This is a genomic window from Streptomyces sp. SID486, assembly GCF_009865385.1.
Taxonomy (GTDB): domain Bacteria; phylum Actinomycetota; class Actinomycetes; order Streptomycetales; family Streptomycetaceae; genus Streptomyces.
This window is the reverse complement of sequence record NZ_WWJT01000351.1, coordinates 1-13,071: the sequence shown is the minus strand read 5'-3', so window position 1 is coordinate 13,071 and position 13,071 is coordinate 1. Positions and strand designations below refer to the sequence as shown.

At 72.3% G+C, this 13,071-nt stretch carries 9 protein-coding genes; 5 read left to right on the top strand and 4 right to left on the bottom strand.

Going from position 1 to position 13,071, the window contains the following annotated elements:
• Window positions 1-165 precede the first annotated feature (165 nt).
• A complete protein-coding gene (acs, locus tag GT045_RS16285) occupies window positions 166-2,121 on the bottom strand; it encodes an acetate--CoA ligase (RefSeq protein ID WP_161334598.1) in 1,956 nt (651 codons plus the stop codon).
• Between the two features lie 91 nt (window positions 2,122-2,212).
• Window positions 2,213-4,570 carry a SulP family inorganic anion transporter gene (locus GT045_RS16280; RefSeq protein WP_161334597.1) on the bottom strand — a complete coding sequence of 786 codons (2,358 nt, stop codon included), beginning with the start codon at window positions 4,568-4,570 and terminating at the stop codon, window positions 2,213-2,215.
• 336 nt (window positions 4,571-4,906) lie between these two features.
• On the opposite strand from GT045_RS16280, the gene GT045_RS16275 reads away from it, so the two are divergent.
• Entirely contained in the window at window positions 4,907-6,172 is a 1,266-nt protein-coding gene (locus GT045_RS16275) for a hypothetical protein (RefSeq protein WP_161297798.1), read from the top strand.
• A gap of 3 nt (window positions 6,173-6,175) precedes the next feature.
• Here the strand turns inward: GT045_RS16275 and GT045_RS16270 are convergent, their stop codons facing one another.
• Window positions 6,176-7,156 carry an ATP-binding protein gene (locus GT045_RS16270; protein WP_202516546.1) on the bottom strand — a complete coding sequence of 327 codons (981 nt, stop codon included), beginning with the start codon at window positions 7,154-7,156 and terminating at the stop codon, window positions 6,176-6,178.
• A gap of 101 nt (window positions 7,157-7,257) precedes the next feature.
• On the opposite strand from GT045_RS16270, the gene GT045_RS16265 reads away from it, so the two are divergent.
• The gene (locus GT045_RS16265; RefSeq protein WP_161334596.1) at window positions 7,258-8,082 is read left to right on the top strand and encodes an oxidoreductase; all 825 of its coding nucleotides are present in this window, start codon (window positions 7,258-7,260) and stop codon (window positions 8,080-8,082) included.
• Between the two features lie 337 nt (window positions 8,083-8,419).
• On the opposite strand, the gene GT045_RS16260 is transcribed toward GT045_RS16265, so the two are convergent.
• Window positions 8,420-9,250: an HAD-IB family hydrolase gene (locus tag GT045_RS16260; protein WP_161297800.1), complete on the bottom strand. Its 831-nt coding sequence runs from the start codon at window positions 9,248-9,250 to the stop codon at window positions 8,420-8,422.
• 593 nt (window positions 9,251-9,843) lie between these two features.
• On the opposite strand from GT045_RS16260, the gene ssd reads away from it, so the two are divergent.
• Genes ssd through GT045_RS16245 form a run of 3 tightly spaced genes read left to right on the top strand, consistent with a single transcriptional unit; the run spans window position 9,844 to window position 13,063 of the window.
• On the top strand, window positions 9,844-10,950 hold the full coding sequence (ssd, locus tag GT045_RS39765; protein WP_161334595.1) for a septum site-determining protein Ssd: 1,107 nt from the start codon (window positions 9,844-9,846) through the stop codon (window positions 10,948-10,950).
• Window positions 10,947-12,194 carry a TadA family conjugal transfer-associated ATPase gene (locus tag GT045_RS16250; RefSeq protein WP_237538641.1) on the top strand — a complete coding sequence of 416 codons (1,248 nt, stop codon included), beginning with the start codon at window positions 10,947-10,949 and terminating at the stop codon, window positions 12,192-12,194. The genes ssd and GT045_RS16250 overlap by 4 nt, the downstream gene beginning before the upstream one ends.
• A gap of 5 nt (window positions 12,195-12,199) precedes the next feature.
• Entirely contained in the window at window positions 12,200-13,063 is an 864-nt protein-coding gene (locus tag GT045_RS16245) for a type II secretion system F family protein (protein ID WP_161334606.1), read from the top strand.
• Window positions 13,064-13,071 lie beyond the last annotated feature (8 nt).

Below are 13,071 nucleotides of genomic sequence, written 5' to 3'. Positions count from 1 at the left end.
CAGACTTCCCGGCGCACCTGACGTGCCGTGTCGTACGGCACTTTGTTTAGTTTACCTAAACTGGCGCGCGCCGGGTCCGGTGATCTTCACCGTAGACGCCCGCGGGGCACCCGGCACGTTCGCCGGCGGGTGCCCCGCGGGGGACGGTCCACTCCTCCGGGCCGCTCAGTCCTCGCTGGGCGCCGCGGGGAGCTTGTCCTGGATCAGCTGCATGACGGTCGAGTCGGTCAGGGTGGTGACGTCACCCAGCTGACGGTTCTCGGCCACGTCCCGCAGCAGACGGCGCATGATCTTGCCGGAGCGGGTCTTCGGCAGCTCCGCCACCGGCAGGATCCGCTTGGGCTTGGCGATCGGCCCCAGCGTGGCGCCGACGTGATCGCGCAGCTCGCCGACGAGCCTGTCGTCCTCCGTGGCGGTGCCGCGCAGGATGACGAACGCGACGATGGCCTGGCCGGTGGTCTCGTCCGCGGCGCCCACGACGGCGGCCTCGGCGACCGACGGGTGTGAGACGAGGGCCGACTCCACCTCGGTGGTGGAGATGTTGTGGCCGGAGACGAGCATCACGTCGTCCACCCGGCCCAGCAGCCAGATGTCCCCGTCGTCGTCCCTCTTCGCTCCGTCCCCGGCGAAGTACTTGCCCTCGAAGCGGGACCAGTAGGTGTCGATGAACCGCTGGTCGTCACCCCAGATGGTGCGCAGCATCGACGGCCACGGCTCGGTCAGCACCAGGTAGCCGCCGCCGCCGTTGGGCACCTCGTTCGCCTCGTCGTCGACGACGGTCGCGCTGATGCCGGGCAGCGGACGCTGCGCCGAACCGGGCTTGGTCTCGGTGACGCCGGGCAGCGGCGTGATCATCATGGCGCCGGTCTCGGTCTGCCACCAGGTGTCCACGACGGGCGTGGCGTCGGCGCCGATGTGCTTGCGGTACCAGACCCACGCCTCGGGGTTGATGGGCTCACCGACCGAGCCCAGGACGCGCAGACTGCCCAGGTCGAACTTGGCGGGGATGTCGTCGCCCCACTTCATGAACGTCCGGATCGCGGTCGGCGCGGTGTAGAGGGTCGTGACCTTGTACTTCTGCACGATCTCCCAGAACCGGCCCTGGTGCGGGGTGTCCGGCGTGCCCTCGTACATCACCTGTGTCGCGCCGTTGGCCAGCGGGCCGTACACGATGTACGAGTGCCCGGTCACCCAGCCGACGTCGGCCGTGCACCAGTAGACGTCCGTCTCCGGCTTGAGGTCGAACACCGCCCAGTGGGTGTAGGCCACCTGGGTGAGGTAGCCGCCGGAGGTGTGCAGGATGCCCTTGGGCTTCCCCGTCGTGCCGGAGGTGTAGAGGATGAACAGCGGGTGCTCCGCCCCGAACGCCTCCGGGGTGTGCTCGGCGGACTGGCGGCCCACCAGCTCGTCCCACCACACGTCCCGCTCGCCGTTCCAGACCACTTCCTGCCCGGTACGGCGCACCACGAGCACGTGCTCGACGTTGCCCGCCTTCTCGGCCGCCTCGTCCACGGCCGGCTTGAGCGCGGACGGCTTGCCGCGCCGGTAGCCGCCGTCGGCGGTGATGACGACCTTGGCGTCCGCGTCCTGGATGCGGGTCGCGAGGGCGTCGGCCGAGAAGCCGCCGAAGACGACCGAGTGCGCCGCGCCGATCCGGGCCGAGGCCAGCATCGCGATCGCGGTCTCCGGGATCATCGGCATGTAGATGGCGACGCGGTCGCCCTTCCGCACGCCCAGCTCCAGCAGGGCGTTGGCGGCCCTGGAGACCTCGTCCTTCAGCTCCGCGTAGGTGATCGCGCGGCTGTCGCCGGGCTCGCCCTCGAAGTGGATGGCGACGCGGTCCCCGTGCCCGGCCTCCACATGCCGGTCCACGCAGTTGTACGCGACGTTCAGCTCGCCGTCCTTGAACCACTTCGCGAACGGCGGGTTCGACCAGTCCAGCGTCTCGGTCGGTTCTTTGGCCCAGGTCAGCCGACGGGCCTGCTCGGCCCAGAAGCCGAGCCTGTCAGCCTTGGCCTGTTCGTACGCCTCCGCTGTGACGTTGGCGTGCGCGGCCAGGTCGGCGGGTGGCGCGAACCTGCGCTCTTCCTTGAGCAGGTTGGCCAGGCTTTCGTTGCTCACGACATCTCCCGTTCGAAGGGTGTCCGTTGTGTCCCAGGCCACAGCTCATCAGACGCGGGGGTCCGATGACAAGGGCGACCGGTAAATTGGTTTAGACCTTTCTCGGGATCGCCGGCCGAACCGGGCCATGTGCCCCCTCACCTCGGTGGACGCCGCCCGTGACGTGCTCGAACACCGCTCCTTCCTCCGCTTGCCCGAGCAGGTACGCCTGTGCCTCGCCCACGTGGAAGTACATGCCGTGCAGCTCCAGTTCCCCGTCGGCCAGGGCGCGGGCGACCGGGCCGTGCGCCCGCAGGTGCGCCAGTTGCTGGACGACGTTGGCCAGGCACAGCAGTTCCACCGCGTCCGCGGGTTCCCGGCCGGCCAGCCGGGGCCGGTCGCCCCGGTCCCCGGCCATCCGTGCCAGGCTCGGCAGCCCGTGCCGCAGCCACCGCCGCAGCGGTGTGCTCCCGCCGCCGGTCCCGCCGCCGGCCAGCGCCTGCATCGCCCCGCACCCGGAGTGCCCGCACACCGTGATCGAGCGCACCCCGAGCACGTCCACCGCGTACTCGATGGCGGCGGCCACCGAGTCGTCGCCGCCCTCCTCGCCCGGTGGCGGCACCAGGTTGCCGACGTTGCGGACGACGAACAGATCGCCGGGACCACTGGCGGTGATCATCGATGTGACGAGCCGGGAGTCGGTGCAGGTGAGGAAGAGCTGTGAGGGTCGCTGGCCCTCCCGGGCGAGCCGCGCCAGCTCCTCCCGCACCAGCGGCGCGGTGTTCCGCTGGAACGAGCTGATGCCACGGGCCAGTTCCCGCCCGGCGGGCCGCCCGTCATCCGGGCCGGCCGGAGCCGCACCGGCACCGGCGAAGCAGGACCGGTGGTCGCGCCAGGGGGTCCAGGGGCGGCACCGGCACTCGGCGGACGGGGTCTGCCCGGCGGTCCCGATCCCGCCGCGCCGGCCCGTCAGCTCGGCCTTTCCCCCCCGCGCGGTGTGGGCGCTCCGCCAGTCCTGCAGCGACTCGTACGCCGCGTGGTCCATGAAGGAGCCGTCCAACTCCACGACCGCGTGCGCACCCTGGGGCACGAGATGCAGGGCTCTGCTGAGCCGGGGCACCGCGAGGAAGGTCAGCTGACCGCGGACCCGTACGTGATGGACTCCTCTCTCCTCCTCATGGGTGATGCGGGTGTGGGTGAGGCGGTGCAGGGCGATGGCGACGGCCACGGCGATTCCGAGGCAGACGCCCTGCAGGACACCGAGGAACACCACGCCGAGTGCGGTCACGGCGTAGACGGGCACCTCGCGGTGGCGCGTCACCGTGCGGATGTGGTGCAGGGACACCATCTGGATGCCGACGGCCATCACCAGGGCGGCGAGGGAGGCGAGCGGGATCTCCTCCAGGAGCGGGACCATCAGCAGTGCGGCGGCTACTACGAGAACGCCGTGCAGCATCGTGGAGTTCCGGCTGACCGCACCCGATTTCACGTTCGCGGAACTGCGCACCGCCACACCCGCCACCGGCAGTCCGCCGAGGGCTCCCGAGACGACGTTGGCGGCGCCCTGGCCGAGCAGCTCCCGGTCCAGGTCGGAACGGCCGACGCGGGACTGGGGGCCGGGACGGGAGGCGATCAGTTTGTCCACGGCCACCGCGCCGAGCAGCGACTGCACGCTGCACACCAGGGTGGTGGTGAGCACGGCGGCCACGACGCCGAACACCGGGCCCTCGGGCAGTCCGGCCAGGGCGTGACTGCGCCAGGACGGCAGGTCGACCCGGGGCAGGACGAGGCCGCTGAGGGCGGCGGCCGCCGTGGCGCCGGTGACGGCCACGAGGGCCGCCGGCACCCTGCGCAGCAGCCGCCCGGCGCGGCCGGGCAGCCGCGGCCAGGCCAGCAGCAGGACCAGGGTCAGGGCGCTCATCGACACCGCCGCCGGGTGCGGGTCGGCCAACTGGGCCGGCAGGTCCCGCAGGTTGGCGAGGACGGAACTGTCCGGGCTGCCGCCGAGGACGATGTGCAGCTGGGCGACGGCGATGGTGATGCCGATGCCCGCGAGCATGCCGTGCACCACGGCCGGACTGACCGCGAGCGCGCCCCGCGCCACCCGCAGGCAGCCGAGGCCGAGCTGGGCGAGACCGGCGAGGACGGTGATGCCGCAGGTCGCCCGCCAGCCGTAACGGTGGATCAGGTCCGCGGTGACCACCGTGAGTCCGGCGGCGGGTCCGCTGACCTGGAGGGGGCAGCCGCCCAGCCGTCCGGCGACGACCCCGCCGACCGCGGCGGCGACGAGTCCGGCCTGCAGTGGTGCGCCGGTGGCCAGGGCGATGCCGAGGGAGAGGGGCAGGGCGATCAGGAAGACCGCTACGGACGCGGACAGGTCGGCGCCCTCGACGGTGCGGCGCCGGCGCGTGGGCGCGGGGCCGGTGGGTGAGTGGGGGTGCTGGGTGTGAGGGGGTGCGCAGGCTGACATGTTTCCCGTCTCCTCCGGGGCGGCGCGGTCGCGGACTGGGTGGGACCCGCGGTGTGGGCGGGGCGGTCGCGGCCGTGGGTCACGGCGTGCAGTGGCGGGATGGAGCAACGCTCGGTAAAAGAACCGTAATGCGGAGTAAAGGTAAAGCATAGTTTTCCGGGGCAAACGGGGCAGAAGATCCCCTGCCGGAGTGAACTAATCATTTGATCGGCTTGTCGTACTAATTCCTTCTCGGTCCCGTGCGACCTTGGCGGCGCCGCCGGGACAAGCCCGGCGTATCACCAGAAACGGCCCTCATCAGCGTGTGCCTGAGAGAAGGAAGAAGGTGGGCGGAACATGGCCGCCACCCACAGGATCGCCGTCGGCGCCGTGGTCGCCGCGGCGTGTGCGGCGTCGCTCGCCGGTTGTGCGAGCGACTCCACCGGCAAGCACGAAGGGGCGCCCGGCCCGCGGAAGGGGGCACCGGCTCCGGGCAGCGTCTTCCGGCTGATCGGCGACGGATCCACCGCGTACACCGGAGCGCAGCCCCATCTGCCCGAGCCCGAGCGGCTGAGCCCCGGTCAGAAGCCCCCGCAGTTCGTCGTCTTCTCCTGGGACGGTGCGGGTGAGGACAGCCAGAAGCTGTTCTCGCACTTCCGCAAGGTCGCCAAGGAGAACAACGCGAACATGACGTACTTCCTCAGCGGCGTGTACACGCTGCCCGAGGAGAAGCGCGATCTGTACAAGCCGCCACAGCACTCGCCGGGCCGCTCCGACATCGGCTTCAACGACGAGCAGGGCATCGCCGACACCCTCGAGCAGGTACGGCTGGCCTGGCTGGAGGGCAACGAGATCGGCACCCACTTCAACGGCCACTTCTGCGGGCCCGACGGCGGGGTCGGCACCTGGTCGGTGGACGAGTGGAAGAGCGAGATCGCCCAGGCGAAGAAGTTCGTGGAGTCCTGGAAGACCAACACCGGCAGGAAGGCGGAGGCGCCGCTGCCCTTCGACTACGAAAAGGAGCTGATCGGGGCCCGCACCCCCTGCCTCGAGGGGCAGAAGAACTTCATGAAGGCCGCCCGCCAGCTGGGCTTCCGCTATGACTCCAGCGGGGTCGACGACCAGGTCTGGCCCAAGAAGAAGGAAGGGCTGTGGGACCTGTCGATGCAGCTCGTGCCCTTCCCGGGCCACACCTATGAACAGCTGACCATGGACTACAACTTCATGGTCAACCAGTCCGGCACCGAGACCCAGGGCGACCCGGACAAGTTCGACTACTGGGGCGACCAGATGCGCGACGGCCTGCTCAAGGGCTTCTACCGCGCCTACGACGGCAACCGCGCGCCCCTGATCATCGGCAACCACTTCGAGTCGTGGAACGGCGGCACCTACATGCGTGCCGTCGAGGACGTGGTGAAGGAGGTGTGCACCAAGCCGGAGGTGCGCTGCGTCTCCTTCCACCAGCTGGCCGACTGGCTGGACGCGCAGGACCCGCAGACCCTGGCGAGACTGCGCACCCTGGAGGTGGGCGAGGCGCCCCGGCAGGGCTGGGCGTCCTTCCTGTCGGGCCGGCCGGCCCCGGCGCCCAAGGGTGTTCCCGGGGCGCCGGCGGACAAGCGGTAGGCGTCAGACGGGCGTCGCCAGACTCTCGCCGAGCACGAAGTGGGGGTCGACCTGCGCAGCCAGGTCGACCCCGGTGCGCTCGTTCCCCCAGCTCTCGGCGTTCTTCAGGTGGAAGTGCACCATCTGGCGGGTGTAGCGCTCCCAGTCCCGTCGTGCGTAGCCGGCGTCGACGGTCGCCCGCAGAGTCTCCAGGGCGCGGGCGTTGGTCTCCTCCAGGAGGTCGAACCGGGGCGGACGGCCCTTCTCCATGGCCCGCACCCAGTCCGAGCGCCCGACCGTCACGAGCAGGTCGTCCCCGACCTCCGCGCGCAGGAAGTCGACGTCGTCCGGCTCCTGGATCTTGTTGCCGACGACCTTCAGGGCGACGCCGAAGTCGCGGGCGTACTCCTTGTACTGGCGGTAGACGGAGACCCCCTTGCGGGTCGGTTCGGCGACGAGGAACGTCATGTCGAAGCGGGTGAACATGCCGGAGGCGAAGGAGTCCGAACCGGCCGTCATGTCGACCACGACGTACTCGTCGGGGCCGTCGACGAGGTGGTTCAGGAACAGCTCCACCGCTCCCGTCTTGGAGTGGTAGCAGGCGACCCCCAGGTCGGCGTCCGTGAAGGGTCCCGTGACCATCAAACGGACGGCGCCGCCGTCGAGTTCCACCGGACGCGCGCAGGCGTCGTAGACCGGGTTGGGTTCCCGGACCCGGACCAGCCGCGAGCCCTCACCGGGCGGAGTCGTCTTGATCATCGTCGCGGCCGAGGCGATGCGCGGGTTGCTGCCGCGCAGGTAGTCCTTGATCAGCGGCAGCCGTTCGCCCATGGCGGGCAGCGCCGCCGCCTCCTCCTCGCCGAGGCCGAGCGCGGGGCCGAGGTGCTGGTTGATGTCCGCGTCGACGGCGACCACCGGGGCGCCGGCGGCGGCGAGGTGGCGGATGAAGAGGGAGGAGAGCGTGGTCTTCCCGCTGCCGCCCTTCCCGACGAAAGCAATTTTCATGTTCACCAAGGGTAGTGGGGTAATAGCTGTGCGTTGCAGCAGGAAGTGAAGAAGACCACTCCTTCGTGGGGTGGGGCGGCCGGGTGCGTACTGTCGTACTCATGAGTACGACAGGTGCGACCGCCGATCCGCTCGCGGCCCTGGGGTCGCTGACCGGTGTGGCCGAGTCCGTGGAAACCGTGCGCAAGGCCGTGGACCGGGTCTACGGGCACCGGGTCATGCGGCGCCGCAGCAACGCGATCACCTCCGAGGCCGCCCTGCGTGGCGCCCGCGGTTCGGCGGCGCTGTCCGGGGCGGACTGGGCGCTGGAGGAGGTGCGGCGGCGTACCGACTTCAGCGGGGACGCCGAGGCCCGCGTGGTGGGCGCGGCCCTGCGGCTCTCCGCCGAGGCGGGGCAGCTGTTGTCCATCTGGCGGCAGTCGCCCCTGCGGGTGCTGGCCCGGCTGCACCTGGTGGCCGCGGCGAGCGATGACGACCGGGTCGGCCGGCCGCGCCAGCCGGGCGAGCCGGTGGACGAGCCGCTGATCGAGCTGCCGCTGCCCGACGTGGCGGAGGTCTCGGGCCGGCTGGAGGGACTGGCGGACCTGATCATCGCCGGCACCTCGGCCCCCGCGCTGGTGACGGCGGCCGTGGTGCACGGCGAGCTGCTCGCGCTGCGCCCGTTCGTCTCCCACAACGGCCTGGTCGCGCGCACCGCCGAGCGGATCGTGCTGATCGGCAGCGGACTGGACCCGAAGGCGATCTGCCCGGCCGAGGTCGGGTACGCCGAGCTGGGCCGCGCCTCCTACCTGGCCGCCCTCGACGGGTACGTCTCGGGCACTCCCGAGGGCATGGCGGCGTGGATCGGCCACTGCGGCCGGGCGGTCGAGCTGGGTGTGCGGGAGTCGACGGCGGTGTGCGAGGCGCTGCAGCGCGGCGCGGCCTGAGGAGTACGCCCCCGGACAAGGGTTGCGGCGGTACGAATGCTCGTACCGCCGCTGGCATGCTCACCCGGTTACCAAGCGTCCTCGAGATATTGCCCATCAGGCCGGGATGCTTTGCCCGTGACCTGGTGCGGCTGGCCCGTAATCGACGGGTCGACGTCGCGTGGGTGCCCGGTGTCCATGCTGGGTCCGTGGGGCCAAATGCGTGATGTTAGGGGATCCTCTCGGATGTCCTTTGGTCTCGCGGGCCTACCTTCTTTGTACCGCTAGCCGGGATGAAGCGGAACCCCTGCCTGCACTTCTTTACTTTCGGGAGCAAACAGGACGGAACGGACGCCTGTCAGGTGGTGCCGCGGCGCCGGCTGGTGTACCAGACGAGTCCGGCGGTCGCCGCGGCCGCGCCTATGGCCGCCGCCGCGGCCAGCACCGGGCGGGGCGGTACGGAGAACGCGGGCAGCCGCTTCTTGAGAGGGACGGGGCGGCGGAACTCCAGAACCGGCCACCCGCGCGCGAGTGCCTCGCGGCGCAGCGCGCGGTCCGGGTTCACGGCGTGCGGGTGCCCCACGGTCCGGAGCATCGGCAGATCGGTCGCCGAGTCGCTGTAGGCGTAGCAGCGGTCGAGGTCGTAGCCCTCGGACGCGGCCAGTTCCTTGACGGCCTCGGCCTTGGTCGGGCCGTAGGCGTAGTACTCGACCTCTCCGGTGAAGCAGCCGTCCTCGCCCACGACCATGCGGGTGGCGACCACCCGGTCCGCGCCCAGCAGCTCGCCGACCGGCTCGACCACCTCCGCGCCCGAGGTGGACACGATCACGACGTCCCGGCCGGCCGCGTGGTGCTCCTCGATGAGGGAGGCGGCCTCGTCGTAGATGATCGGGTCGATCAGGTCGTGCAGCGTCTCGGCGACGATCTCGCGCACCTGCTGGACGTTCCAGCCCCGGCACAGCGAGGAGAGGTACTCCCGCATGCGCTCCATCTGGTCGTGGTCCAGGCCGCCGGCCAGGAAGACGAACTGGGCGTACGCGGTACGCAAGGCGGCCCTGCGGTTGATCAGCCCGCCTTGGTAGAAGGACTTGCTGAAGGTGAGCGTGCTCGACTTCGCAATGACCGTCTTGTCCAGGTCAAAGAAGGCTGCTGCGCGAGGCAAGGAGTGGTTTTCCACGTCCCCGAGCATAGGCGCCCACCATTCGGCGTAAGGTGTGGCGCGTGGGTTTGCCTGAGAGGGCTCTCGGGTACACCATGGAAGTCACGGATCGTTCGCGACCGTGCTAACCCGGCCCGACTCCTCCCCCCCCGAGTCGGCCGTGGGGACGACCCCCGCTCTCCCCCCCGGCGGGGGTCGTCGCATGTCCGGACGGGTTTTCGTCCTTCATTCCGCTCTTCCCGCGACCGCACGGCGCCCATCGCGCCGCCGCGGCCGCGGTTTTTGCATGTCCATGATTCGTCACGGAGGGTAATCGCGGGACTGCTCTGTGGAACTCGCACAGGGATCAGTACAGAGGTCACCGGTATGGGTGACGGAGATATTCACAGGGTCGGCGGTTGTCCACAGATATCGACCAAGATCCACATCATTTCGCGACTCGCTGCACCGTGATTCCCATGCGCTCCGGCACCGGCGAGTTCATGGCTGGTTCCGATTGCCGGCGCGTGTATGGCCGGTTCCTATCGGCCGTTCATAGGGAGACCGTTCGCCGGTTCTCCACATCTTCGGGAATCGCGTGGCCGGGCAGGCCCCGCGGCCCGTGCAGCGAAGGGGGAACACCTGTGACCGGAATCGTCACCCACGATCCACCGCCCGGCCCCGGAGGCCGGCCCGGCCGGCCGCTCATCGTGACCGAGGACGCGGCACTCCTGGACGATCTGCTGCGCCTGTGCGCGGCGGCGGGCGCCACACCCGAGGTCCATCACGGCGTACCGGAAGCCGGCGGCGGCTGGGCGGCGGCCCCGCTCGTGCTCGTCGGCGACGACGCCGCCCGCCGGGTGAGCGGGGCCGCGCGCCGGTCCGGAGTGGTGCTCGTCGGCCGCGACCAGGACGACCCCGACGTATGGAAACGAGCCGTCCAGATCGGCGCCGACCACGTCCTGATGCTGCCCGACGGCGAGCCGTGGCTGGTCGACCGCATCGCCGACGTCGCCGAGGGCACCGGCCGCCCGGCGCTCACCGTCGGGGTCATCGGAGGCCGGGGCGGGGCCGGAGCGTCCACGCTCGCGTGCGCCCTCGCCGTCACCTCCGCACGCGAGGGACTGCGCACCCTTCTGGTGGACGCCGACCCGCTCGGTGGCGGACTCGACGTACTGCTCGGGGGCGAGGGCGCCGAAGGGCTGCGCTGGCCCGCGTTCGCCGCCTCCCGCGGCCGGGTGGGCGGCGGTGCCCTGGAGGAGTCGCTGCCCGAGCTGCACTCCCTCCGTGTGCTCAGCTGGGACCGCGGCACCTGCGTCGCCGTGCCGCCCCCCGCCATCCGGGCGGTGCTGGCCGCCGCCCGGCGGCGCGGCGGCACGGTCGTGGTGGACCTGCCCCGCCGTCTCGACGACGGGGTCGCCGAAGCCCTCGCCCAGCTCGACCTGGCGCTGCTCGTCGTCCCCGGCGAACTGCGGGCACTGGCGGCCGCCGGTCGCGTGGCCTCCGCCGTCGGCATGGTCGTGCGGGACCTGCGGGTGGCGGTCCGCGGGCCCTACGCACCCGGCCTGGACGACCGCGCGGTGGCCCGGCTGCTCGACCTGCCGCTGGCCGGCGAGGTCCCCGCCGAGCCGGCGCTGCTGCGCCCGCAGGGTGGCGCGAAGCCACCCGGGGCCGGCGGGCGCGGCCCACTCGCCCGCTTCTGCACGCACTTCTGGGAGCGCGCGCTCGTGGAAGCGGGAGGTGCCCGATGACGCTGCCCGGACTCGACCTGGCCGACGGCGCGGCCCTGCTCGACGGAGTCCGCCGACGGCTCGCCGAGAGCGGTGCCGAACCCACACCCGCGCGTGTGGCCCAGGCACTGCGCGAGCAGGGCCGGGTGCTGGGCGACGCGGAGGTTCTCGGCGCGGCCGAACACCTGCGATCCGAACTCGTCGGCACCGGCCCCCTGGAACCCCTGCTCGCCGACCCGGCCGTCACCGACGTCCTGGTCTCCGCCCCCGACCGGGTGTGGGTGGACCGCGGCGGCGGCCTGGAGCTGACTCCGGTGGCCTTCCCGGACGCGGCGGCCGTGCGGCGCCTCGCCCAGCGGCTGGCCGCCGTGGCCGGACGCAGGCTGGACGACGCCCGGCCCTGGGCGGACGCACGGCTGCCCGACGGAACCCGGCTGCACGCCGTGCTGCCCCCGGTCGCCGTCGGCTGCGCCTGCCTGGCCCTGCGGGTGGTACGGCACCGGGCCTTCACCGTCGAGGAACTCGTCGCGGCCGGCACGGTTCCGCCCGGCGGCGACCGGATCCTGCGGGCGCTGCTCGCGGCCCGGCTGTCCTTCCTGGTCAGCGGCGGCACCGGATGCGGGAAGACCACCCTGCTCAGCGCGCTGCTCGGTCTCGTCGGGCCGGGCGAACGCATCGTGCTGGCGGAGGACTCGGCCGAGCTGCGGCCGAACCACCCGCACGTCGTCCGGCTGGAGACCCGGCCCGCCAACCAGGAGGGCGCCGGCCTGGTCACGCTGGAGGACCTCGTCCGGCAGGCGCTGCGGATGCGGCCGGACCGGCTGGTCGTCGGCGAGGTGCGCGGACCGGAGGTCGTGCATCTGCTCGCGGCCCTCAACACCGGTCACGAGGGCGGCTGCTGCACGGTTCACGCCAACGCCGCCGCGGACGTGCCGGCCCGGCTGGAAGCGCTGGCCACGGCCGCCGGGCTGGACCGGGCGGCGCTGCACAGCCAGTTGGCGGCCGCCCTGTCGGTGGTGGTGCACCTCGTGCGGGACCGGTCCGGGCGGCGCCGGATCGACGAGGTGCACGTGCTGGAGCGGGACGCCACCGGGCTCGTGCGGACGGTGCCGGCACTGCGCTGGGGCGAGCGGGCGTTCGTGCGCGAGCGGGGGTGGGAGCGGCTGCGGCACCTCCTGGGCGCATCCGGTGCGTTCGCGGGCGAGTGGGATCCGGCCGGGCGCGAGCCACGAGCCGGTGAGGTCCCGGAACGGCGAGAGGGGTGACGGAAGTGATCGGTGAGACGTCCACGGGTGCCGCCCTGCTCTGTCTCGGCGCGACGGCCTGGCTGCTGGGCGGCCGGCACCACGGGATGCGCCGGGCCCGGCTGATGCTGGCCGGCGGCGGGATGGTGGCGCCCGCACCGCCCGCCCCCGGGCGGATCCTCGCGGAACTGCGCCGCCGTGGCGGCCGGTTGGACGCGGAGTGGTGGGCGCCGGCCGCCGGGCTGGTGATCGCCCTGCTGGGTTCCTCGGTGATCCCGGTCGTCGCGGGGGCGATGGGGGTCCCGGTGCTGCGCCGGGTACGGCTGGCCCGGCAGGCCCGGAGCGACCGGGAGCGGCGGGCCGACGCCGTGATCGCCCTGTGCGGCGCGCTCGCCGGGGAGGTACGGGCGGGATGTCAGCCCGGGGCGGCGCTGCTGCGGGCCGCGAGGGACTCCGGCGGACTCGGCGACGCGCAGGCCGCCGTGGTGGCGGCGGCACGGTTCGGTGGAGACGTGCCCGGCGCACTCGCCGCGGTGGCACGGCAGCCGGGCGCCCAGGGCCTGCTGGGACTCGCCGCGTGCTGGCGGGTGGCCGTGGACCAGGGCGCCGGACTCGCCACCGGCCTCGACCGGCTGGAGGGAGCCCTGCGCGCCGAGCGCGACCAGCGAGGGGATCTGCGGGCCCAGCTGGCGGGGGCCCGGGCCACCGCGGTGCTGCTCGCCGCCCTGCCCGCCCTCGGCCTGCTCCTCGGCGCGGCCATGGGTGCGGACCCGCTGCGCGTACTGCTGCACACCGGGGCCGGCTTCGGCTGCCTTGCGGTCGGGGCGGTGTTCGAGGCGGCCGGGATGTGGTGGGCGGCGCGGATCGTGCAGAAGGCCGAGGCGCTGTGAGGGGCCCC

Coding starts and splice junctions, on each gene's coding strand:
- GT045_RS16260 (WP_161297800.1), bottom strand. CDS start 9,250: ATGCTCGGGGACGTGGAAAACCACTCCTTGCCTCGCGCAGCAGCCTTC.
- GT045_RS16250 (WP_237538641.1), top strand. CDS start 10,947: ATGACGCTGCCCGGACTCGACCTGGCCGACGGCGCGGCCCTGCTCGAC.
- GT045_RS16275 (WP_161297798.1), top strand. CDS start 4,907: ATGGCCGCCACCCACAGGATCGCCGTCGGCGCCGTGGTCGCCGCGGCG.
- GT045_RS16280 (WP_161334597.1), bottom strand. CDS start 4,570: ATGTCAGCCTGCGCACCCCCTCACACCCAGCACCCCCACTCACCCACC.
- GT045_RS16270 (WP_202516546.1), bottom strand. CDS start 7,156: ATGAAAATTGCTTTCGTCGGGAAGGGCGGCAGCGGGAAGACCACGCTC.
- GT045_RS16265 (WP_161334596.1), top strand. CDS start 7,258: ATGAGTACGACAGGTGCGACCGCCGATCCGCTCGCGGCCCTGGGGTCG.